Consider the following 22,425-nt stretch of genomic DNA (forward strand, 5'->3'; position numbering starts at 1 on the left):
TGGCGGTCGAGGATCAGCCGCCCGCCGTCCCTGCGGTGGAGCCTTCCGGATTTGGCGTGCCGCGAGGCGTGATCGCGATCAGGAAGGCGACCGCCGTCCCGATGCAGAGCTGGAACGGAAAGGCCAGGTGGCATAGCGCCGTCGGCAGGCCGATCGCCGTGGCGATCCCCGGCTGGAGCAGGAGCACCGTGACGAAACCGGCGATCAGCGATGCGATCACCGATCCGCTATTCCCGCGCGGTGTCAGGACGGCGGCGAAATAGACGCCGAGCAATCCGGCATAAGCGAACACCATCACCTGCAGCGCGAACTCGAGCAGGCCGAGCTTGGCATAATGTTGCCAATAGAAGGACAGCACCGCGACCCCGAGCATCGCCACGCCGATCACGCCCATCCCGGCGCGCCCGGCCTGGACATAGTGATATTCGGCGGCCGCGCTTCGCCGCTCGCGCCAGGGCCGGTAGAAATCCTGGATCAGCACCGAGGACATGGCGTTGAGCGCGGAATTGGTGGTGGCGACGGCGGCGGCGACGATGCCCGCAGTGACCAGCCCGCGCAGCCCCGACGGCAATTGCGTCAGGATATAGTGCATGAAGATGCTGATCTTCTCGCCATCGAACGCCTGGCCGGCGATCGCGGTGGTGCCGCCCATCAACTCGGCGCGATCGTAAAAGACGTGGAGCAGCAGCCCGATCGTGATGAAGATCGCCACTACCGGCACCGTGGCGAACACCGACCAATAGAGGCTGCGCGCGCCGGTCTTCGCATCGCGGCACGCGAGCAGCCGCTGCGTCGTGTCCTGGTCGAGCCCCGACGACGCGACGTAGAGCAGCGCGATCCCGGTGACGATCGCGAGCAGCGAAAAGGGCTTGGACGGATCGAGCGAGAAGTCGAACAGACGCAGTTTGTCGACATTGCCTGGCGCGTGCGCGAGGCCCTGAAAGATCTCCGCATTGGTCGCCGGGATCGACAGGCGCAGGAACACCAAAACCGCGATCGCCGAGCCGAGGAAGATCACGAACTGGAAGAGATCGATCCACAGCACCGATCGCAATCCGCCGACGAAGGTCGACAGGAAGCTGGCGACGACCAGCACCGTCGCCGCGATCACGATACCCTGCGCGCTGACCGTCGACGTCATCACCATCGCGACGGCGATCGCCGCGAGATAGAGGCGCGCCCCATTGGCCAGCACGCGTCCGACCAGGAACATCGCGCCCGTGCAGCGCGTCGCCAGCATCCCGTAGCGCAGGGTCAGCAGTTCGTAGACGGTCGTCACGCGTGCGGCATAGAAACGCGGGATCAGGACGCGCGCGACGAAGATCGCGCCGATCAGGCCGCCCAGATTGGTGCCGAGATAAGTGAAGTCGCCATGATAGCCGAAATCGGGCCCGCCCAGGAACGTCGCGGCCGACTGGGTCGCGGACAGAACCGAGATCGCGGCGAGCCAGGCGGGGACGTTGCCGCCGGCGAGGAAATACTCCTTCGCGGTGCCGGTATGTCGAGGCGTGAACCACCAGCCGCCGACGACGAGCAGCGCGATGTAGAAGAGGATCACGACCCAATCGAGCAGGCCGAATGGCAGCGACGTCGCCATCAGTAGAACAGATAGCGCGCGCGGCGCGCCTTGAAGCGGTTGAGGTCGGCCTGCCAGCTCGCCGCGATCGCCCGTGGGTCCTTGCCGGCCTTGATCTGGTCGAACACCGTGCGGTTGCGCAGCAATCGGTCGACGCGATCGATCTGGAACGCCGCGCCGTACAGTTTCCACAAGCTGGCGACGATCTCCACGCCCAGTGCCGGCGCGTCGAGCCGCCTGCGGTCGTGGATCAGGATTTCGACGCCTTCGACGCGTTGCCCGGCGAATGGGTAGAGTTTGTCGGCCGCCGCCACATAGCTCACCGGCAGGAAGCTGACTCCCGGGATCGCGCGCGCGTTTAGATAAGCGGCAAGTTCGGTGCCCTTGATCCATGGCGCGCCGAAGCGGAGAAACGGCGCGTCGCCGGGTCCCTTGATGTTGACGTTGGTCCCTTCGAGCAGAGCGGTGCCGGCGTACGCGGTCGCCTGGTTCACGCTGCGCAGATTGGGCGAGGGGTTGATCCACATAAGCCCGGTATCGTCATACCAGTCGCCGCGCTTCCAGCCGGTCATGCGGATCACGGTGAGCCGCGCGCCGATCCGCTCTTCGCCGTTGAACATCCGCGCCAGTTCGCCGAGCGTCATCCCGGGGCGCATCGGCTCGGGGAACGGCGTGGTATAGTCCTCGATCCCCGCGGTGGAGACCGGTCCCTGCACCGCGATCCCGTTGATCGGATTGGGCCGGTCGAGCACGATTACCTCGACCTTGTTGGCGGCCGCTGCCCGGAGGAAATATTTGGTCAGCGTCTGGAAGGTCCAGTAGCGCACGCCGACATCCTGCAGGTCGATGACGATTGCATCGAGGTTGGTGAGCTGCTGCGCGTTGGGATGCCGCTCGGCGTCGGTTTTGCCGTACAGGCTGACGATCGGCAGCCCGCTGGCTCTGTCCATCTCGTCGTCGATATTGGTGTCGTCGGTCGCGGCGTCGATGCCATGCTCGCCGCTGAACAGTCGCACCACATCGAGCCCCGGCACCGCGGCGTGCGCGTCTTCGCGCAGCACGTCGATCGTGCGGCGCCCCTGGCCGTCCCTGCTCACCGGGTTGGCGAGGATACCGAGTCGCAGATGCCCGCCATGGCGTGCCGCGATCTCACGTAACGGTGCAAACCGCTGGTCCTCCAGCACGTCGATCCCCGTCCGCACACGCGCGGCGGCGGGCGTCGCCGCGACCAGTGCGAGCAGCACGAGGAAGAGCCCGCGCCTCATTGTTTCGGGGCGGTCCCGTCCAGCACCGACAGCACCGCCGTGTGGATCGCCGGTCGCGCCTGACCGATCAACGCATTGTTGCGGGTCGGATTGACCCGGTTGGTCAGCAGGACGACGAACGCGTCGCGATCGGGGTCGATATAGATCGACGTGCCGGTGAAGCCGGTATGGAGGATCGCATGCGGCGAGGCGAGCGGGCCGGCAAAGCCGCCGGGCGTCGGCATGTCCCAGCCGAGCGCACGCGAGCTGCCGGGTGGCAGGTTCTGCGGGGTTTCGAACAAGGCGATCGTGCTCGCCTTGATCAGCCGCTTGCCGCGATAGCTGCCATGGTTGAGGTAGAGTTGCGCGAACGCCGACAGATCCCGCGCGGTCGAGAACAGGCCGGCGTGACCCGCGACGCCGCCCATCATATAGGCATTCTCGTCATGAACCACGCCACGCACCAGCATGTGGCGGAAAGTGTCGTCCTGCTCGGTCGGCGCGATGTGCGGCAGCAGCGCGCGCGACGGGCGGAAGCCGGTATCCTTCATGCCGAGCGGGCCGAAGACTTCGTGCGCGAGGAAACGGTCGAGCGGCTGGCCGGTCAGGCGCTGCACGATCTCTCCCATCAGGATGATGTTGGTGTCCCTATAGGCGAACACCGTCCCTGGCGGCGTGAGCGTCGGCGTAGCGTAGATCTGGCGCAGGAGATCCTTCCGATCCTTGGCGTTCCGCCACAGACCATCCGCCGACTGCAGCCCCGAACTATGGCTGAGCAGGTTGCGCACGGTGATTGTGTCGTGCCCGGGCGTGCCGCCGAACTCAGGCAGATACCGCACGACCGGAACGTCGATGTCGAGCTGGCCGCGATCGTAAAGGATCTCGGCCGCGGTGGTCGTGCCGATCACCTTGGTCAGCGAGGCGAGGTCGAAAATCGCGTCGACCGGCATCGGCGGCGCATCGGCCGAGGAGTCGATCCGGCCGAACGCCTTGAGCGCGAGCAGCCGGCCATGCTGCCCGACCGCGAGCACCGCGCCGGGAAACGCCCTTTTGGCGACCCAGGCGTCCACCTCGGCAAAGGCGGGGGCAAAGCGCGTGTCTTGCGCCGCGGTCGCGACGATCAGCCGGCGCGCCGGGGTGGCGGCCGGGCCGGGCTGGCCCACCAGAAGCAATGCTCCGGCTGCTGCGGCGAGCCAAGCGCGGCTAGGGCGTAGCGACATTCAGTTTCCTAACTCCCCTCCCTGAAAGGGAGGGGTTGGGGGTGGGTGCGCGCGTCCGCGCGCTTCCAGGGCCTCATCGACCGACCGCCAAAACAGCGTCGGACGAGGCATCGAGCCTCGCCCAACGCTCAACCCACCCCTTGATCCCCTCCCTGCGAGCAGGGAGGGGAAATTTGAATGCCACCTTCCGCTCAGTCATGCACCGCCGTTCCTCTCGCCAGCAGCAGCGCGCCCGATACCGGATCGCCGAGCGGCTCGACCAGGCGCTCGGCGGTACGGACGCGGAGCCACGGGCGCAGCCGCGCCGACAATCCGCCGACCAGCGCCAGGCGCGGGGCGCCACGCGCGAAGATCGTTGCGATGAAGCGTTCGACGTGAAGCACCGCATCCTCGACGATCGACAGCGCGATCTCGTCGCCCGCTTCGGCATAATTCATCACGAGCGGGGCAAAGCCGGCATAATCGGCCGGCGTCGCCTGATCCATCCAGGCAATCGCGCGCAATGTGTCGTGCCGGAATTTCCCGGCGATTTCCTTGGACAAAGATGTACGCTTGGTCCGCCCATCCATCGCCCGCAGCGCGTGACGCACGGCGCTCAATCCGAGCGCGGCGCCGCTGCCTTCGTCCGAGATCGGGAAGCCGTAGCCACCCACCGTGAACCGCTCGCCATTGACCTGGGCGAATCCGATCGATCCGGTGCCGAGCACCAGGATCGCGCCGTCCGCCCCGTTATGCGCGCCGAGATTGGCGATTGCGGCGTCGCTGTCGAGCGAGATGCTCGCGAACGGAAAGTCGAGCGCGGCCAACGCCTTCGACATGCCTGGGCGGCGAATGCCGGCAATGCCCATGCCGGCGGCGACTTCGTTCCAGCGCCGCTCGGGGATGCCGGCCGCCTCGAGCGCCTCGCTGGTGACGCTCAGCAACCGGTCGTAGAGCGGGTAGAGCCCCATCCGCGTGTTGGCGGGGCCGCCTTCGGCGCTGCCGAGCACCTGGCCGGCGGCGTCGGTCACGCGGACGCGGCAATGGCTGCCGCCGGCATCGACGCCGAGATAGATTTCAGCCACGCGCCTGCTTTCCCGCGAAGGCCGGATCATGATTGGTTGCCGCTCGAACTGGACTCGTGCCTGGCATGGCTATGGCATTGCGGAAGGGCGCGGCGGTGTCGAGCCTCAATCTGACAGAGGTGTTCGCCGCGGTTATGGCTAGTGTCATGCAGGTTATAGCGCCCGCGCTTTGCGCGCCCGGCCAGTCCCGGTAGTCAGGGTCGCGACAACCAACCGCACTTTGCCTTCGAGGGTCCCGATGCCGACCGAAACCGTTGATCCCCGCTATACCGATGTCGACCGTTGGCCGACTTTGTCGGTGGTGGAAACGATGCTCGAAGGGCAACTTGCCGCGATCGCCGCGCTCAAGGACCAGATCGGTGCGATCGCCGCCGCGGCCGAAGCGGCTGCAGCCCGCATGCACAAGGGAGGGCGTCTGGTCTATGCCGGCGCCGGCACGTCGGGACGGCTGGCGGTGCAGGATGGGGTGGAGCTCACCCCGACCTATAATTGGCCGTCGGACCGGCTCGTCTTCCTGGTCGCCGGCGGTACAGGCGCATTGATGCGCAGCGTCGAAGGCGCCGAGGACAATGTCGAGGCGGCGCGAGAGGAAGTCGCGGCGGCGGAGGTCGGGCCGAACGACGTGCTGATCGCGGTCGCCGCGAGCGGTCGTACGCCTTATGCCGTCGCGGCGCTCGAAGCGGCGCGTGGGCGTGGTGCACTGACCATCGCCATCGCCAACAATCCCGGCACGCCGCTATTGGCTGCCGCCGATCACCCGATCGTCGCCGATACCGGCGCGGAGATCGTCGCGGGCTCGACCCGGATGAAGGCGGGTACCGCGCAAAAGGCCGCGCTCAACATGCTGTCGACCGCGATCATGCTGCGCTGCGGGCTCGTCCATCGCGGGTTGATGGTCAATATGCGCATTTCCAACGAAAAGCTCTTCCGGCGTGCGCGGCGCATGGTGGCGACGCTGGCCGGCATCGATGAAGCCCGGGCCGCGGACGCACTCGAGCTCGCCGGCAACGATCTCAGGCGGGCGGTGTTGATCGCTCGCGGCGTGAGCCCGGAGGAGGCCGCTGAGCGGCTGGCAAGCGCCGGGGGCAATCTAGGCGATGCACTCGCGACTTTGAGGCAAGCCGAAGCCGAGTGACGTCAGCCATCTGTAGTTGAATTCTAACAATCTAAATCGTCACCCCGGCCTTGTGCCGGGGTCCAACTCTCCATCACGGAATCCAGCCGGCGTTGCACGTTGGATGCCGGAACAAGTCCGGCATGACGGCTAAAGGTGATTGAAGGATTCTAACGACGGGTCGATCGATCAACCGCCCTTCGCCTCCAGCCCTAGCAGCAACGTCGGAATGAGCTCCGAAACGGTCGGATGCACCGGCACCGCCCAGCGCAACGTGTCGAACGGCTCGTCCGCCGACATGGCGTCGAGGATGCCGTGGATCGCCTCGTCGCCGCCGGTGCCCAGGATCGCCGCCCCCAGGATGCTGCGCGTGGCGCGGTCGGCGACGACCTTCATCATCCCCTTGGTCTCACCCTTTTCGACCGCGCGGCCGACCCGCGTCATCGGACGTGTCGAGACCAGCACGTCATGGCCTTTGGCGCGGGCTTCGGTCTCGGTCATGCCGGCGCGGCCGAGCGGCGGGTCGATATACAAGGCATAGCCGGGAACGCGCTGGCTGAGTTTGCGGTCGCCGCCGTCGAGCAGATTCGCGGCGACGATCTCGAAATCGTTATAGGCGGTATGGGTGAACGCGCCGCGCCCGTTGCAGTCGCCCAGCGCCCAGATGCCGGGGACGTTGGTCGCGAGCCGGTCATCGACCACGACATAGCCGCGCTGGTCGACCGCGACGCCGGCGGCGTCGAGACCCAGATCGTCGGTATTGGGCCGCCGTCCGACCGCGAGGAGGACATGGCTGCCGATCACCTCGGGCGCGCCGCTGGTGCAGTCGACCGACACCGCGACACCGTCCGGATGCGGACGAAAGCCGATGCAATTGGCGCCGATGCGGACGGCGATACCTTCATCCTCCAGGATCGCCTGGATCGCGGCGGAAATCTCCGGATCCTCGCGCGGCACCAGGCGGTCGGCGCGCTCGACCACCGTGACCGCCGCGCCGAACCGGGCATGCATCTGCGCGAATTCGAGGCCGATATAGCTGCCCCCGATCACGACGAGATGGCGCGGCACGCTGTCGAGCGCGACCATGTCGGTATTGTCGAGATAGGGCACTTCGCCGACGCCGGGCATGTCGGGCACCGACGCGCGCCCGCCGACATTGAGGAAGATGCGTGGGGCGCTGATCTCGACGCCGTCGACCGCGATGCTGGCCGGACCGGTGAACCGGGCATGGCCGCGCAGCAGGGTCAGGCCGTTCATCCCGGCCAGCCAGTTTTCGTTATTGGTCCGGGCGTTGATCGTCACCTGATGCGCGCGCGCCGCCACTGTCGACATGTCGATGGCGACGTCGCCCGTTGTAATCCCGAGGTCGCGGCGCCGCGCGAGGTGCGCGGCATAGGCGCTCGCCACCAATGTCTTGGTCGGCATGCAGCCGGTGTTGACGCAGGTGCCGCCGACCAGCTTGCGCTCGATCAGCGCGACCCGCATCCCCGCGTCGGTCAATCGCCCGGCAAGCGGCGGTCCCGCCTGGCCGGCACCGACGATGATGGCATCGTATCGGGTCATCGGGTCAAATCCATCGCGCGAACGGTAGCCTCCGCGGCCGGAGCGCGCCATGATGGAATCGCCCGAGGAAGAATCGCCCCAGGAGGAATCGATGGCCACGACTTGCGATCATCTCGACACCATCGCCACCGTGACGCCGCAAACGCTGGGCTGCGCCGAATGCCTGCAGAACGGCAGCTGGTGGGTGCATCTGCGGCTATGCCGGACCTGCGGGCATGTCGGCTGCTGCGACGATTCGCCCTTCCGGCATGCGACCGCGCATTTCCATGCCAGCGGGCACCCGATCATCGAGGGCTATGACCCGCCCGAGGGCTGGGGCTGGTGTTTTGTCGATGAGGTCGAGGTCGATTTCGATGGCGCTACTACCGAGCAGCGCGGCCCGATCCCGCGCTTCATCGACGACTATGGTCGGCTGATACCGTCGGCGATCCGCGGGTTGAAACCGCAAGTCTAGCAACCGATAGGGGGCAGGACGACGACGAACGGGGACGAATGATGGAGACGATCGGCCGCGACTTGCGCGAGATGCAGCGGACGCCGCTCGCGCCATCGCATGTGTCGGCACTGCGCGCGGCGGGGCAAGTGGCGAACTATCCGGCGGGCACGATATTGTGCCGCCCGGGTGAGCCGATCGACCGCTTCGTCTATGTCGAGCATGGCGAGATCGAGGTGGTCAACGCCTTCACCGGCGAGCGCCTGGTTCCCTCCACGCTCGGTCCCACTCAGTTCATGGCCGAGATCGCGCTGCTGAGCGGCGGCAATTGGTCGATGCCGATGCGCACGGTCGTCGATACCAGGGTGATCGAAGTGCCGCGCGCCGACATGCTGCGGCTGATGTCGCAGATTCCCGAAATGTCGGACATCATCATCACCGTCCTGTCGGCCCGCCGCCGCCGCCAGCTCGAGGCGCGCGACGCAGCGTTGGTGCTGATCGGCGAGGATGCCAGCCGCGACGTCCGGCGCGTGGCCGAATTCGTCAGCCGCAATCGCCTGCCCTTCACCTCGCTGCCGCTCGGATCGCCCGAGGCCGAGGATGTCGCGCGGAGCAGCGGGATTTCGGCGAGCCAGCCCGCGGTGATCTTCGGCCGCGATACCGTGGTGACCGACCCAACTCCGGGCAAGGTCGCGCGGCTGCTCGGCGTCAATCATGATTTTGCCGAGGATCAGGAATTCGACGTGCTGATCGTCGGTGGCGGCCCCGCCGGCGTTGCCGCCGGCGTCTATGCCGGCGCCGAGGGACTCAATGCGCTGGTGATCGAGGATACCGCGATCGGCGGCCAGGCCGGCACGTCGAGCCGGATCGAGAATTACATGGGTTTCCCCACCGGCATTTCGGGCGCGGACTTGGTGTGGCGCGGCGAGATCCAGGCAATGAAGTTTGGCACGAAGTTCGCGATGCCGCGCCGCGTCGCGAAGCTCGAAACGCTCGAGGGTGGCCGCTTCTGCGCCACGTTCGACAATGGCCGCCGCGTCAGCGCGGGGGCGATCGTCGTCGCTACCGGCGTGCAATATCGCCGCCTGCCGATCGACCGGCTCGCCGAGTTCGAAGGCGCCGGCGTCTATTATGCCGCGACCGAGATGGAAGCACGCTATTGCCGCGAAGCCGAGACCTTCGTCATCGGCGGCGGCAATTCAGCGGGGCAGGCGGCGATGTTCTTGTGCCGCACCGCCGCGCATGTCCGGCTGCTGGTGCGCGGCTCGTCGCTGGCCGCCTCGATGTCCAGCTATCTCTCCAGCCGGCTCGAGGCGGATCCGGCGGTCACCATCGAATATGGCGTCGAAGTCGCCGGCCTGCACGGCGATGAGAAGCTCGAGGCGGTGACGATCCGCAACACCCAGGACGGCACGCATCGCCAGGCACCGGCCTGCGCCGTGTTCGTGATGGTCGGCGCCGCGCCGAATACGGGCTGGCTGTCCGGCCTGGTCGATCTTGACGACAAGGGCTTCGTGCTGACCGGCGATGCGGTCGGCGGGGCCTCGCCTTACGCCACCTCGCGCCCCGGCATCTTCGCGGTCGGCGATGTGCGCGCCGGCTCGGTCAAGCGCGTGGCATCGTCGGTGGGTGAAGGGTCGGTGGTGATTTCGAAGGTGTGGGAGTTTCTGAACCGCTAGGGTTGATCGATATTCAATATCTCCAATTCGTCATGCCGGCCTTGTGCCGGCATCCACCGGGCACCAACGCTGAACGTTGAGCCGTCTAGGCGACTCACACAATTCGTTCGACGAGATGCGCGCGCGAAGGGCCTGGCTCGAAGCGCTCGGCGAAATACTGTGTTTCGTGCGCCACTAGTCCGTCGCGGAACTCCATGATGCTCACGACATAGGACGGCGTGTCGTCATAAGTGAGGGTGAATTCGGTGACCCAAAGGTCGCCGCGACCGATGATCCGCCGAACCGCGAAGCGCTTCTTGCTGGGCTGAACGTAGCGACTCTCCCGGATGTTGTCCCGGCCGCGAATCCGCTCGCCCGATTGCGGATAATCGAGCATGGCGTCGTCGCAATAGATGTCATGTTCCGCCGCGAAATCGCCGGCGTCCGAGGCGTTCCAATGACGCTCCAGCACCGCCAGCGCGGTTCGATCGTCCATCCGGGTCTCCTGTGCTTCTGTAGTGGCGCGGATATAAACTGATGATCGTGACGTTGCGTATTTGAGTTGGCATCCTCGGAGGGAGAGTTTGGGATTGTTGCACGTGGCACCGCAAATCCGGTGGTGATTTAGAAGGGGTCGGAATTCCTCAACCGTTGAGGCGGCTAAGCCGCCGCGCCATGTTCATCGCGAGCGGCATTCCAAACCTCTCGCGCGGCGTCCGCATTCATCGCCGCAATGGCCAGGCCGACAATCAAATCGGGCCATGCCGAATGCCAGGCGAACGCCGTGACCAATCCCGCCGCGATCATGGCGATATTGGCGAGCGCATCGTTGCGAGCGGACAGGAACGCGGCTCGCGTAAGGCTTCCGCTATGATGGCGGTGCTTTGCCAGCAGGAGAGCGCAAAGCAGGTTGATCGCCAGCGCGCCGATCGCGGTGGCCGACAGCGCAAAGGGCGACGGCGCGACCGGTACCTTGAGCTTTTCCCAAGCGGTCCACAAGGTCGCGAGTCCCGGCACCAACAGGATCGCCGCAAGCGCCATTCCGACGCGCGCCCGGTTCTTTGCCGTCCAACCGAGCGCGACAAGGATCAGGACGTTCACCAGTGCGTCTTCGAGAAAATCGACGCTATCGGCGAACAGCGACACCGAACCGATAGTGAGCGCGACCGAGAATTCGACGCCGAAATAGGCGAGGTTGAGAGTCGCGACCCATAAAACGGCACGCCGCAAAAGATGGCTCGAAAGATCGCTTTTCATCGCCAGGCGGTAGCAACGCCGTCAATCGATAGAAAGTAATATGGGGTCGGCGTCGTCGCTATCCGGAGACACTCGAGAGCGGTGATCGGTGCTTACCGGGAGTATATCGGAACCGCGAATATCCGGAACATTACGCATCGTGGCGTGCGCGCTGATCCTGCATGAGGATTGCGGAGGTATGTTCCATGCCGCGCACTATCGATGGCGAACCCAAACGGACTGCTGTTTCAAGGCCGGGGCCTGGCCTCTGCGGATCGGACCGTCGTTTTTGGGACGCCGCCCCTCGATTTTGGCTTCCTCGTCAGAAGCCTGTCGCCGGATCGCCAGATTCAGCTGTGTCGCCGAGGACAGGGAGTCAGCAGAGGTCCGCTGACAATGGCTCCAGCGAGCGCTGGCTCTATTTTGCCACCGCTGTATGTTTCATCGCGACTATCGCCACTTTCGGTATGTTGATCTGGCAGATCGCAAGGGCGTTCAAATAACGGCCAGCGGGCGTGTGGCCGATGGCCGCGTGCTAACTCATGGAAATAATTGGTCGGGGCGACAGGATTCGAACCTGCGACCCCCACACCCCCAGTGTGATGCGCTACCAGGCTGCGCTACGCCCCGACCAGAGCGAACCCGCGCCATCTAGGTGCGGGCCGGAGCGGGCGCCTCTAAGCGCTTGGCGCACGCGATGCAAGCGTGCCGGAGTCGCTCGTTACGAGCCCTGCCGTCGCCCCGGGCTTGTCCCGGGGTCCAACGAGCGGCTGAGGGATCGGCTCGAACCTCTTGCCCAGGACTCGCGGCGCCTTGGATTCCGGCACAAGGCCGGGATGACGCCGGAAGTCACTGGAGCCTAGGCACGCTATGGAAGTAGTCTGAGCAAGCACCCTGGTGCCGGGTGGTGGGACGGTGGCGATGTGTTGCACCGCGCTCCGCATGGTGATAGCGCGCGGCGCTTACGGTAGCGCCCCTGACGGGCGCGTCAGCCATGCCCTTTTTTCAGGATGCTCATGTTCATTCCTTCAGCTTATGCCCAGGTCGCCGGCGGCGCCGCTCCCGGTTCCGACCCCTTCGCCCTGCTGGTCAACTTCGCTCCCTTCATCCTGCTGTTCGTCGGCTTCTATTTCCTGATGATCCGCCCGCAACAGCGGCGCGCGAAGGAACTGCGCAACGCGATCGACGCGCTCAAGAAGAACGATCAAGTGATCACCTCGGGCGGGATCCTGGGCAAGGTCAGCAAGACCACCGACAGTTATGTCGAGTTGGAAATCGCGCCTAACGTCAAGGTTCAGGTCGCGCGCGGCGCGATCACCGAGATCCTGTCGCCGACCACGGCAAAGCCGGCGAACGACTGATGCTCGATTTCCCGCGCTGGAAAGTCCTCTCGATCTTCGGGTTCCTCGCGGTGCTGATGGCGCTCGCGATCCCGAGCTTCTTCCCCGAGGACATGACCAAAGGCTGGCCGGTCCATCCGCGCATCAACCTGGGTCTCGATCTCGCCGGCGGCAGCTATCTGCTGCTCGAAGCGGATACCAGCCAGCTGGTGACCGACCGCGTCAACCTGATGAGCGACAGCGTCGCGACCGCGATGCGCAAGGCGCCCCGGATCGACGTCGGCGATATCACCACCGACGGCGGCAAGGTCAGCTTCATGCTGCGCAATGTCGCCCAGCTGGAGGATGCGCGCCAGCGCCTGTCGCAAATGACCACGGGCGCGCAGATGACCGGGCAGCGCGATTGGGACATCCAGGTCGTCGATTCGACGCGCTTCGTGATTACGCCGACCAAGGCCGGGGTCGACGAGGCGATCGACAGCGCGATGAGCGGCGCGACGGAAGTCGTGCGTCGCCGCATCGACTCGCTCGGCACACGCGAACCGACCATCATCCGCCAAGGCGCGACACGTATCGTCGTCCAGGTGCCGGGCTTGCAGGATCCGACCGCGCTGAAGGCGCTGCTCGGCAAGACCGCCAAGCTCGAGTTCAAGCTGGTCGACACCACCGCCGATACCGCCAAGCTCGCGGTCGGCCAATCGCCGATCGGTGACCAGATCCTGCCCTATCCCAGCGCCGCGGGCCGCGGGTTCCCTTATGTCGGTTATCCGGCGAACAAGCCGCCGGTCATCGCCGTGCGCCGCGCCGCGATCATCACCGGTCAGGACCTGACCGACGCACGCGTCCAGAACGATTCGCAGACCAACGCGCCGGTCGTGGCGTTCCAGTTCAATACCGAAGGCGGCAAGCGCTTCGCCAGGACCACGCAGGAGAACGTCAACAAGCCGTTCGCGATCATCCTCGACGGCTCGGTGATTTCGGCCCCCAATATCGAAGGGCCGATCCTGGGCGGCAGCGGCGTCATCCAGGGCGGCTTCACCTTCCAGAGCGCCAATGATCTCGCGATCCAGCTCAAGTCGGGCGCGCTGCCTGTCGCGCTCAAGGTGATCGAGGAACGCACTGTCGGTCCCGAACTCGGCAAGGACTCGATCGATGCCGGTATCAAGGCGTCAATCATCGCCGTGATCCTGGTCGTCCTGTTCATGCTGGTGACCTATGGTCGGTTCGGCCTCTACGCCAATTACGCCGTGGTCATCAACGTGCTCGTCATCATGGGCGTGCTCGCGGTGCTCAACGGTACGCTGACCTTGCCCGGTATCGCCGGTTTCGTGTTGACGATCGGCACCGCGGTCGACGCCAACGTGCTGATCAACGAACGTATCCGCGAAGAACGACGGCGCGGGCGAAGCGTCATGCAGTCGGTCGAGCTGGGGTATAAGGAAGCCAGCCGCACCATTTTCGAGGCGAACATGACTCACGCCATTTCGGGCGTTGTCATGCTGTTGCTGGGATCGGGCCCGGTGAAGGGCTTCGCGGTCGTGCTGCTGATCGGCATCGCGACCTCGGTGTTCACCGCGGTGACCTTCACCCGCATGCTCGTCGTCCTCTGGCTGCGGAAGCATCGTCCGCAGACCATCAACATTTAAGGGGCCGCTCACCATGCGCCTGCTCAAGATCGTCCCCGACGATACCAATATCGATTTCGTCCGCCTGCGTTATTGGGCGTTCGGGCTGACCACCTTGCTGACCATCGCAGCGGTGGCGCTGGTGTTCATCCACCGCCTCAACATGGGCGTCGACTTCGTCGGCGGCATCATGATCGAAGAGAAGTTCATGGTCGCGCCGAGCGTCGACAAGGTGCGCAAGGTGGTCGACGACCTGAAGGTCGGCGAGGCGTCGCTGCAACAGGTCGGGGGTCCGACCACGCTGTCGATCCGCCTGCCGCGTCCGGAAAGCAGCGATCCGGCGGCGACCAACCAGGTGGTCGAGAAGGTCAAGGCGGCGTTGGCGGCGAACTTCGCCGGCGCGCAATTCTCCAAGCAGGACGCGGTGTCAGGCAAGGTGTCGGGCGAACTCGTGTGGAACGGCATTCTCGCGGTGGTCGTCGCGGTGCTGCTGATCGGGCTGTTCGCGATCTTCCGCTTCGAATGGCAATTCGGCGTCTCGACCGTGGTCGCGATCATGCACGACGTGCTGATGACCCTGGGCTTCTTCGCGCTGACCCAGCTCGAATTCGACCTCAACATCGTCGCCGCGGTGCTGACGATCATCGGTTATTCGATCAACGACAAGATCGTCATCGACGACCGCATCCGCGAGAATATGCGCCGCTATCGCAAGATGGACATGCGCGAGATCATCAACCTGTCGGTCAACGAGACGCTGCCGCGGACCGTGATGACCTCGTTGACCATCCTGCTCGCGCTGGTCGCGCTGCTGATCTTCGGCGGACACGTGCTGCGGGGCTTCACCGCGGCGATGATCCTGGGCGTGATCGTCGGGACCTATTCGTCGATCTACGTGTCGTCGTCTCTGCTCATCACGCTTGGCCTGCGTGCCGAGCCGACGCCTGACAAGCCGGGCAAGCCCAATGCGGCGACCGGGGCGGAGCGCGTCGGACCGGGTAACAACTGATGCGGATGGACCGTGCCCGTAGCGACGGGCCGGTCGTCTCGGGACTGAGCGCGGCCGGCTTTCGCGTCGACGACAATGTCTATCACGCGCTGGCGATCACGCCCGAGCGTGCCGATGGCTGGACGCCACCCCCGCTCGCGGTACTCGATCAGGGCGATTTAGAGCTGGTGCTTGCGCTCGACCCGCGCCCCGAATTCCTGTTGCTCGGAACCGGCCCGACTTTGGTTCGGCCACCGGTGACGCTGGTTCGCGCGCTTGAGGCGCGGGGTATCGGCATCGAGGCGATGGACAGCCGCGCGGCGGCGCGCGCCTGGGGCATGTTGCGCGGCGAGGGACGCTGGGTCGTCGGCGCCTTCTATCCGGTGGCTTGATCCCGGCGCGCGCTCGGCTAGGCTCAGCCCGGGCATAAAGCTAGGGGAGTCGGGACATGAAGAGGTTGCTGTTCGTGGGCGCGCTGATGACGGCGTTCGCCGCACCCGCCTTGGCGCAAACCGCGCCGACGGTATCGCCGGCGGCGGCACCACCCGCGCCGATCGTCGTGCCGGCACCGCCCCCACCGCAATTCGCCGCCATTCCTGCGCCCGATTACAATACCGACGCCGGCTGGCTCTGCCTGCCCGGCCGCCAGGACGCTTGCGCGGTCGACCAGAACGTCACCGTCATCACCGGCGACGGCAAGCGCAAGGTGGTCAAGTTCAAGGCCGACCCTGCGCCCAAATACGATTGCTTCTACGTCTATCCGACCGTGTCGCTCGACCCGACGCCCAACAGCGATCTCAATATCGGGCCGGAGGAAAAGCAGGTCGCGGCATCGCAGGCGGCACGCTTCACCGCCAAGTGCCGCGTCTATGCGCCGCTCTATCGCCAGGTCACGCTGACCGCGCTGCGCGACATCATGGCCGGCAAGGCGAGCGCCGCCGACCGCAAGCTCGCCTATCTCGATGTCGAGGCGGCGTGGCGCGCCTATCGCGACAAATATCAGGCCGGCCGCGGCGTTGTGCTGATCGGGCACAGCCAGGGGGCAGGTATCCTCAAGCAACTGCTCGCCGAGGTGATCGAGAATGACCCCAGCCAGCGCCGCTTGCTGATCGCTGCCTATCTGCTTGGCACCAATGTCGCGGTGCCGGCAGGCGGCGATGTCGGGGGCGACTTCAAGCGGACCAGACTGTGCAAGGCGATGGATCAATATGGCTGCGTCGTCAGCTACGTGACCTTCCGCGCCGATTCGCCCCCACCCGAGAATAGCCGCTTCGGCAAGGTGCCGCAGCCCGGCATGGTCGCGGCCTGCGTCAATCCAGCGGCGCTGGGTGGCGGCAAGGCAGTGACCGATGCGGTCCTGGGGGCCAAGGGCGCGGGGCTCGCCAGCGCGCCGATGGGACCGTGGACCAGCGACAATGCGCCGGTCACCACCCCGTTCGTCTCGGTGCCCGGGTTGATCTCCGCCGAGTGCGTGTCGAACGGCGGGTTCAATTATCTGGCGGTGACGGTGAACGCCAATCCCCAGGACCCGCGCACCGATACGATCGTCGGCGATGTCGTCGTCAACGGCGCGACGCTCAAGGATTGGGGGCTCCATCTGATCGACATGCCGGTCGAGATGGGCAATCTGGTCAGCCTCAGCGAATATCAGGCGGCATCCTGGCGCGGGACGCCGTTGGACCTGCCTAAGAAGAAGTGACCAGCGCTTTCAGATGATCGTACAGGCCGGCGGTGTTCGCTTCCCAAGTGAAGCGCTCGGCGCCGGCCCTGACGGTCATTGGCGGCGTGTGGTCCGACAGCACCGCGGCGATGCCCGAGGCGAACCCGGCCGGGGTGCGACCGACGATCCGGCCATAAGCGCGTTCGGTCACGACTTCGGGCGCGCCGCCGACATCGGGAATCACTACCGGGACGCCGCTGGCGAGTGCCTCGACCCAGGCATTGGCCAGGCCCTCATTCTCGGACGCTAGCGCCATGACGTCGGCGGCAGCGAGTAAGGCCGCCATGTCGCCGTGCGGCACCGCGCCAAGCAGCCGGACGCGATCGGTTAGTCCCAGCGCCGCGATCTTGGCTTCGAGGGCGCCGCGACAGGCACCTTCGCCGGCGATCAGCAGATGCACGTTGGGCAGCGCTGCGATCGCCTCGATGACGATGTCGTGGCCCTTGCGCTCGATCAGCGCGCCGGTCGACACCACCAGCGGTCCGCGAACGTTCAACGCCGCCTTGGCTTCGCCACGATCGCGCGGCGCGAATTGGCCAAGATCGACCCCGGTACGATGGACGCGGATATGGTCGGCGGGCATCCCCATCGCCACCATGTCGCGCTTCATCGCGTCCGACACGGCGAGCAGCCCGGCGGCGCCCTTGCCCGCGGCGCGGACTTGGCCGGCGGTCGCGGCGGCAGTGCCCCAGTGATGAATGTCGCTGCCCCGCGCCTTGATCGAGACGGGGACGCCGAATCGCCGCCCGAGCGCGACCGCGGCGGGGCCGTCGGGAAAGAAGAACGAAGCGTCGATCACGTCGAAGGGGAACTCGCGCCGCAAATCGGCGAGCAAGGGGGTCAGCGCGCGGATCAGGAAATGGACATGGAGCCGACCGGCGGTAGCCGGCATCGCGAGGAAGCGCGGCCGATAGACGTCCACGCCTTTCCATTGCTCGCCCAGCGGAAGCGCCGCCAATTGGGCATGGCGGCCGCGCAACGCGAGCGGGAAGGGTGGCAGTCCGATCGGCGCCACGACGCGCAACTCGACATCGGGATGCGCGGCCAGCCCCAATGTCTGGCGCTCGACGAACACCCCGAAATTGCGCCGGCCGGCGTCGGGAAACAGGGTCGAAAGCGTGAGGACGCGCAGCATCCGTCTGTTCTAAACCCGATATGGTTAATGAGGGCTAGACCGGCCCAAGTTCAAACGCGCGTATCGCCGGGATAAGCGAACAGGACGTCGCTTCCTATCGCGGCGTGGACGTGCGCCGTCCCGCTGACCGTCACGCATTCGCCGGCACGCCACGCGACGCCGTCAGCGACGCCTTCGCCCTTGAGCGGGGTGAGCCAGCCGGTGACGCCGTCGGGCAGGGTGACCGTCCGGTCGCCGCCGGTCCAGCGTTCGAGCACGAACTTGGGTCCCTCGCACAGGATCGTGCGGCCTTCCTCCACTTCGCCGACGATCGGCTTGGGTACGAACGGATTGGGATCGGCGACCTTCAACCCCGCATCGAGATGGAGTTCGCGGTCGCTGCCATAATCGTACAGGCGATAGGTCAGATCGACATTCTGCTGGACCTCGACCAAGGTGATGCCGCCGCCGATCGCATGGACGGTGCCGGCCGGCGAATAGAGGAAGTCGCCGGCCTTAACCGGCTTCCAGTCGAGCATGTCGACGATCGATCCGTCGAGCGCGCCCGCGCGCAGCTTCTCGCGCGTGGTCGGCTCCTTGGTGCCGAGCGCGATCGTTGCGTCCGGTTCGGCGTCGAGAATCACCCAGCATTCGTCCTTGCCGCGCGGATAGCCCGCGGCGCGCGCCGCTTCGTCATCGGGATGGTCCTGGACCGACAGCCGGTCGCTGGTGAACAGATATTTGATCAGCAGATCGGGTGTGCCCGCGTCCGGAGTCTGGAACCATATCTCGCCGACCGGGTCGCCGCCGGGCGCCGGGTCGCTGAAGCCGGGCCATAAAGTGTGCCGCCCCCACGGCTTTTCGACGCGTTTGGTGGCAAGCAAAGTGGCGGTCATTGGTCAAAACCCTCCCGGTAGTTGGTCTCGGGCAGCGAACGCACGGAGCCCGCGACCGATCCCAAAGGATGCAGACGGGCCCGTACCCTCGCCAACATGGCAACGCGACGGGTCGCGTAAAAGGATAGTTTGCGCCCCGCGCGCGCTGCGCTAAGACCACGCGCCATGCGTATTGCCAAGTCCCGTCCCGTCGCGTTCGCGCTCATCGCTCTCCTCGCTTTGCCAATGGCGGGCTGCGCCGGCCGCGGCGGCGGCCTGAAGAAGGGCGACGTGCCCTATATCGCGCGCGATGTCGGCACGCTCTACACGCTCGCCAAGACGCGGCTCGACCAGGGCCGCTACAAGGAAGCGGCTGTGCTGTTCGACGAAGTCGAGCGCCAGCATCCTTACTCGATCTGGGCGCGCCGCGCGCAGCTGATGAGTTCGTTCAGCTATTATATGGACACCGACTACACGCAGTCGATCCAGTCGGCGCAGCGCTTCCTGGCGGTCCATCCCGGCAATCGCGACGCGCCTTATGCTTATTACCTGGTGGCGCTCGGCTATTACGAGCAGATCGCCGACGTCACCCGCGACCAGAAGATCACCCAGCAGGCGCTCGACGCGCTGGGCGAATTGGTCCGCCGTTATCCCAACACCAAATATGCCGCCGATGCCCGGCTCAAGATCGATCTGGTCCGCGACCACCTCGCGGGCAAGGAAATGGAGATCGGCCGTTTCTACGAAACGCGCGGCCAGTGGCTGGCGGCGACGCTCCGCTTCCGCGCGGTGGTCGACGGCTATCAGACCACGACTCACGTGCCCGAAGCGCTGATGCGCCTGACCGAAACCTATCTCGCGCTCGGCGTGCCCGAGGAAGCGCAGAAATCGGCCGCCGTGCTCGGCGCCAATTATCCCGGCACCGACTGGTACAAGCGCGCCTATAAATTGATGGAAGACCATCCCTACAAGCCGACGGCGCCACTGGCGGCGGGCGAATTGCCGATCCCGGTCGGCTTCAAGGATGCCCAGCCGATCGCGCCGGGCACGCCGGGCGTCGCTGCCAAGGACGAAGGTCGCGGTTCGACCGGCACCAGCAACACCGGCGGCGCGGGCAACGGTCCGATCCCGAAGTAAACCGAAGTCCTCTCCCTCTTTAATAGCCCTCTCCCGCGTGCGGGAGAGGGTTGGGTGAGGGTCTTCTTTCTTCTTCCAAGCGTGTGCCGAAACAGAAGAAGAAAGAAGACCCTCACCCTCCCACCGCCTGCGGCGGCGGGCCCCTCCCTCTCCCGCAAGCGGGAGAGGGAATAAGCGGCACGCGCGCGACAAATTAGCATGATGACCCGGCATCATTTTTGCCGCTAAGGATGGCGCGATGCTGACCTCGCTCGCCATTCGGGACGTTGTGCTGATCGAAGCGCTCGAACTCGATTTCGGGGCCGGGCTGGGCGTGCTGACCGGAGAGACCGGCGCGGGCAAGTCGATCCTGCTCGATGCGCTGGGGCTCGCACTTGGCGCGCGCGCCGATAGCGGGCTGGTCCGCCAGGGCGCGGCGCAAGCGGTGGTCACCGCCAGCTTCGACACGCCGCATGATGGCGGTCCGATCGCCTCTTTGCTCGCCGAGAATGCGCTCGAGATCGATCCGGGCGAGCCGCTGATCATCCGCCGTATCGTCAAGGCCGATGGCGGCAGCCGCGGTTTCGTCAACGACCAGCCGGCCTCGGCCGGGTTGCTGCGCGAACTCGCGCAATATCTGGTCGAGGTTCACGGCCAGCATGACGATCGCGGGCTGCTCAACCCGCGCGGTCACCGTGCCTTGCTCGACGCGTTCGGGCGTTGTCATGCCGGCTTGGTGGCGCAAGCCTATCGCGCCTGGCGCGACGCCGAGGATGCACTGGCAGTGGCGCGCGCGGAGATCGATGCCGCCGCCCGTGACCGCGACTATCTCGCGCATGCCGTCGCCGAATTGCGGCAACTGGCACCCGAACCCGGCGAGGAGGAAACGCTGGCCGAGCGCCGCCGCTCGATGCAGCGCGCCGAGAAGATCGCCGAAGATATGGTGGCGCTCGACGACTATCTGGCCGGTTCCGACGGCGGCCTTGCCCGGCTGCGTCAAGCCGCGCGCGTGCTCGAGCGTATCGCCGATGCGCATCCTGCGCTGGGCGAGGCACTGGCGGCGCTCGATCGCGCGATCAACGAAGGCGCGCTGGCCGAGGATCAACTCGCGGCCGCGCGCGCCGCGTTGATGTTCGATCCGCGTGCGCTTGAAGAAGATGAGGCGCGGCTGTTCGATCTCCGCGCGATGGCGCGCAAGCATCGCGTCCAGCCCGACGATCTCGCGCAACTCGCCGAGGACATGGCCGGGCGACTCGCGACGATCGAGGCGGGGGAGGAAGGGCTCGCCCAACTCGATCGCCGGGTGCCCGAAACGCGCGCTGCCTATGAAGCGGCTGCGGACGCTTTGTCCGCCGAACGCCACGCAGCTGCGACACGGCTCGATGCCGCGGTGGCGGGCGAGCTCGCCCCGCTCAAGCTCGATGCCGCGCGCTTCCGCACGATGATCGAGACCTTGCCCGACGAGCAATGGGGGCCGGGCGGCAAGGATCGCGTCGAATTCGAGATCGCGACCAATCCCGGCGCGCCGTTCGCGCCGCTGACCAAGATCGCCTCGGGTGGCGAATTGTCGCGCTTCATCCTCGCACTCAAGGTCAGTCTGGCCGAGGAAGGCGGGGCGGCGACGATGATCTTTGACGAGATCGATCGCGGCGTCGGCGGCGCAGTCGCCTCCGCGATCGGCGAACGGCTCGCGCGATTGGCCGATCGCACGCAATTGCTGGTGGTCACACACAGCCCGCAAGTCGCGGCGCGCGGCGGGCAGCATTATTTCATCGCCAAGTCCTCCGATGGCCTGGTGACACGCACCGGCGTGAGCGCGCTCGACAGCGCGGCGCGGCGCGAGGAGATTGCCCGCATGTTGTCGGGCGCGACCATCACCGACGAGGCGCGGGCGCAAGCCGAACGCTTGCTCGAAGCAGCATGACCGCGTCGCGTTCCTCGCGCGCCGCCTGGACGGTCGGCGGACTATAATGGGAACGTTCGACCTGATCTTCGTCACGGTGCTGATCGTTGCCGCGATCTGGGCGATGACGTGGTTTCCCGACATTCCCGGCGGCACCGAAGGGCATCACGAAGCGCTGACGGCGCGATACGAAAAAAGCGATGACGGTGCGATCGACGATCATCCGAGTTATGGCGATGCGGCGGTTGCTTATGTCGATCGCATCGTCGACCGGCAGCTGACCAAGGCGCGGGGAATCCTTTCGTTCGACGGCTTGATCCTGGCCTTTCTCGGCCTGATCGCGCGTAACACGGCAAAGCTGGACATCGCGACCGCGCATATGGTGCCCGTCCTGCTGCTGATGGGGTTGCTGGCCGGATCGAGCGCGATCTGTCTGTTCCTGTTTCGCGCGCGCTGGGGCTATGTCGCCAACTTCACGACCTTTTCGCGCGAAATCGCGGCCACGCTCGCGCTCACGCGGCGGCGCTCATACTGGATCGAGCGAACGGTGCGGCTGTCGCTGCTGTCGTTGGCCGGGATCGTCGTGCTCGTGGTCGCGACGGTAGTCGGGCACTAGAACTAGATCGCAGCCGAACT

The 22,425-nt window shown here is 66.0% G+C and carries 20 protein-coding genes and 1 tRNA gene; 11 read left to right on the top strand and 10 right to left on the bottom strand.

The window, feature by feature from the left end; translation table 11 throughout:
- Window positions 1-13: 13 nt before the first annotated feature.
- The 4 genes from AC1DRD_RS01620 to AC1DRD_RS01635 all read right to left on the bottom strand — a co-directional run bounded on the left by AC1DRD_RS01620 (window position 14) and on the right by AC1DRD_RS01635 (window position 5,104).
- Entirely contained in the window at window positions 14-1,597 is a 1,584-nt protein-coding gene (locus AC1DRD_RS01620) for a sodium:solute symporter (RefSeq protein ID WP_478039829.1), read from the bottom strand.
- Complete coding sequence (locus AC1DRD_RS01625; RefSeq protein ID WP_478039831.1) at window positions 1,597-2,841, bottom strand: exo-beta-N-acetylmuramidase NamZ family protein; 1,245 nt, start codon at window positions 2,839-2,841, stop codon at window positions 1,597-1,599. Before AC1DRD_RS01625 ends, AC1DRD_RS01620 begins: the two co-directional genes overlap by 1 nt.
- Window positions 2,838-4,040 (bottom strand): serine hydrolase domain-containing protein, encoded by a 1,203-nt coding sequence (locus tag AC1DRD_RS01630; protein WP_478039833.1) that lies wholly within the window; start codon window positions 4,038-4,040, stop codon window positions 2,838-2,840. The genes AC1DRD_RS01625 and AC1DRD_RS01630 overlap by 4 nt, the downstream gene beginning before the upstream one ends.
- A gap of 191 nt (window positions 4,041-4,231) precedes the next feature.
- Window positions 4,232-5,104, bottom strand: a complete 873-nt coding sequence (locus AC1DRD_RS01635) for a glucosamine kinase nucleotide-binding domain-containing protein (protein WP_478039834.1) — start codon at window positions 5,102-5,104, stop codon at window positions 4,232-4,234.
- Between the two features lie 238 nt (window positions 5,105-5,342).
- On the opposite strand from AC1DRD_RS01635, the gene AC1DRD_RS01640 reads away from it, so the two are divergent.
- Complete coding sequence (locus AC1DRD_RS01640; RefSeq protein ID WP_478039836.1) at window positions 5,343-6,239, top strand: N-acetylmuramic acid 6-phosphate etherase; 897 nt, start codon at window positions 5,343-5,345, stop codon at window positions 6,237-6,239.
- A 168-nt stretch (window positions 6,240-6,407) separates the two neighbouring features.
- Here AC1DRD_RS01640 and AC1DRD_RS01645 read toward each other — a convergent pair whose 3' ends face one another.
- The gene (locus AC1DRD_RS01645; protein WP_478039838.1) at window positions 6,408-7,781 is read right to left on the bottom strand and encodes an FAD-containing oxidoreductase; all 1,374 of its coding nucleotides are present in this window, start codon (window positions 7,779-7,781) and stop codon (window positions 6,408-6,410) included.
- Window positions 7,782-7,872: 91 nt separating this feature from the next.
- On the opposite strand from AC1DRD_RS01645, the gene AC1DRD_RS01650 reads away from it, so the two are divergent.
- A complete protein-coding gene (locus AC1DRD_RS01650; protein ID WP_478039840.1) occupies window positions 7,873-8,235 on the top strand; it encodes a UBP-type zinc finger domain-containing protein in 363 nt (120 codons plus the stop codon).
- A 41-nt stretch (window positions 8,236-8,276) separates the two neighbouring features.
- On the top strand, window positions 8,277-9,893 hold the full coding sequence (locus AC1DRD_RS01655) for an FAD-dependent oxidoreductase (protein ID WP_478028227.1): 1,617 nt from the start codon (window positions 8,277-8,279) through the stop codon (window positions 9,891-9,893).
- A gap of 94 nt (window positions 9,894-9,987) precedes the next feature.
- Here AC1DRD_RS01655 and AC1DRD_RS01660 read toward each other — a convergent pair whose 3' ends face one another.
- The 3 genes from AC1DRD_RS01660 to AC1DRD_RS01670 form a co-directional block, all read right to left on the bottom strand.
- Window positions 9,988-10,368 (bottom strand): nuclear transport factor 2 family protein, encoded by a 381-nt coding sequence (locus AC1DRD_RS01660; protein WP_478027633.1) that lies wholly within the window; start codon window positions 10,366-10,368, stop codon window positions 9,988-9,990.
- Between the two features lie 164 nt (window positions 10,369-10,532).
- Window positions 10,533-11,102: a cation efflux transmembrane domain-containing protein gene (locus AC1DRD_RS01665; protein ID WP_478027634.1), complete on the bottom strand. Its 570-nt coding sequence runs from the start codon at window positions 11,100-11,102 to the stop codon at window positions 10,533-10,535.
- A gap of 559 nt (window positions 11,103-11,661) precedes the next feature.
- Window positions 11,662-11,738 (bottom strand) — tRNA-Pro (locus AC1DRD_RS01670).
- Window positions 11,739-12,124: 386 nt separating this feature from the next.
- Here AC1DRD_RS01670 and yajC point away from each other — a divergent pair.
- Genes yajC through AC1DRD_RS01695 form a run of 5 tightly spaced genes read left to right on the top strand, consistent with a single transcriptional unit; the run spans window position 12,125 to window position 16,760 of the window.
- Complete coding sequence (gene yajC, locus AC1DRD_RS01675; protein ID WP_478027635.1) at window positions 12,125-12,469, top strand: preprotein translocase subunit YajC; 345 nt, start codon at window positions 12,125-12,127, stop codon at window positions 12,467-12,469.
- Window positions 12,469-14,094: a protein translocase subunit SecD gene (gene secD / locus AC1DRD_RS01680; protein WP_478039842.1), complete on the top strand. Its 1,626-nt coding sequence runs from the start codon at window positions 12,469-12,471 to the stop codon at window positions 14,092-14,094. The genes yajC and secD overlap by 1 nt, the downstream gene beginning before the upstream one ends.
- A gap of 13 nt (window positions 14,095-14,107) precedes the next feature.
- Window positions 14,108-15,082: a protein translocase subunit SecF gene (secF, locus tag AC1DRD_RS01685; RefSeq protein WP_478027637.1), complete on the top strand. Its 975-nt coding sequence runs from the start codon at window positions 14,108-14,110 to the stop codon at window positions 15,080-15,082.
- On the top strand, window positions 15,082-15,453 hold the full coding sequence (locus AC1DRD_RS01690; RefSeq protein ID WP_478039843.1) for an Mth938-like domain-containing protein: 372 nt from the start codon (window positions 15,082-15,084) through the stop codon (window positions 15,451-15,453). The genes secF and AC1DRD_RS01690 overlap by 1 nt, the downstream gene beginning before the upstream one ends.
- 56 nt (window positions 15,454-15,509) lie before the next feature.
- Window positions 15,510-16,760 (top strand): DUF3089 domain-containing protein, encoded by a 1,251-nt coding sequence (locus AC1DRD_RS01695; protein ID WP_478039845.1) that lies wholly within the window; start codon window positions 15,510-15,512, stop codon window positions 16,758-16,760.
- Here AC1DRD_RS01695 and AC1DRD_RS01700 read toward each other — a convergent pair.
- Together AC1DRD_RS01700 and AC1DRD_RS01705 are read right to left on the bottom strand one after the other, a co-directional pair.
- Window positions 16,747-17,916: a glycosyltransferase gene (locus tag AC1DRD_RS01700; RefSeq protein ID WP_478039847.1), complete on the bottom strand. Its 1,170-nt coding sequence runs from the start codon at window positions 17,914-17,916 to the stop codon at window positions 16,747-16,749. The two genes, AC1DRD_RS01695 and AC1DRD_RS01700, sit on opposite strands and share 14 nt — an antisense overlap.
- A 50-nt stretch (window positions 17,917-17,966) precedes the next feature.
- Complete coding sequence (locus AC1DRD_RS01705; RefSeq protein ID WP_478039849.1) at window positions 17,967-18,791, bottom strand: class I mannose-6-phosphate isomerase; 825 nt, start codon at window positions 18,789-18,791, stop codon at window positions 17,967-17,969.
- Window positions 18,792-18,956: 165 nt separating this feature from the next.
- On the opposite strand from AC1DRD_RS01705, the gene AC1DRD_RS01710 reads away from it, so the two are divergent.
- The 3 genes from AC1DRD_RS01710 to AC1DRD_RS01720 all read left to right on the top strand — a co-directional run bounded on the left by AC1DRD_RS01710 (window position 18,957) and on the right by AC1DRD_RS01720 (window position 22,405).
- Window positions 18,957-19,907: an outer membrane protein assembly factor BamD gene (locus AC1DRD_RS01710; protein WP_478027642.1), complete on the top strand. Its 951-nt coding sequence runs from the start codon at window positions 18,957-18,959 to the stop codon at window positions 19,905-19,907.
- Window positions 19,908-20,145: 238 nt separating this feature from the next.
- On the top strand, window positions 20,146-21,810 hold the full coding sequence (gene recN, locus AC1DRD_RS01715) for a DNA repair protein RecN (RefSeq protein ID WP_478039851.1): 1,665 nt from the start codon (window positions 20,146-20,148) through the stop codon (window positions 21,808-21,810).
- A gap of 46 nt (window positions 21,811-21,856) precedes the next feature.
- Window positions 21,857-22,405, top strand: a complete 549-nt coding sequence (locus tag AC1DRD_RS01720; protein ID WP_478039853.1) for a hypothetical protein — start codon at window positions 21,857-21,859, stop codon at window positions 22,403-22,405.
- Window positions 22,406-22,425: the final 20 nt, after the last annotated feature.

The organism is Sphingomonas sp. P4_G2 (assembly GCF_056401155.1).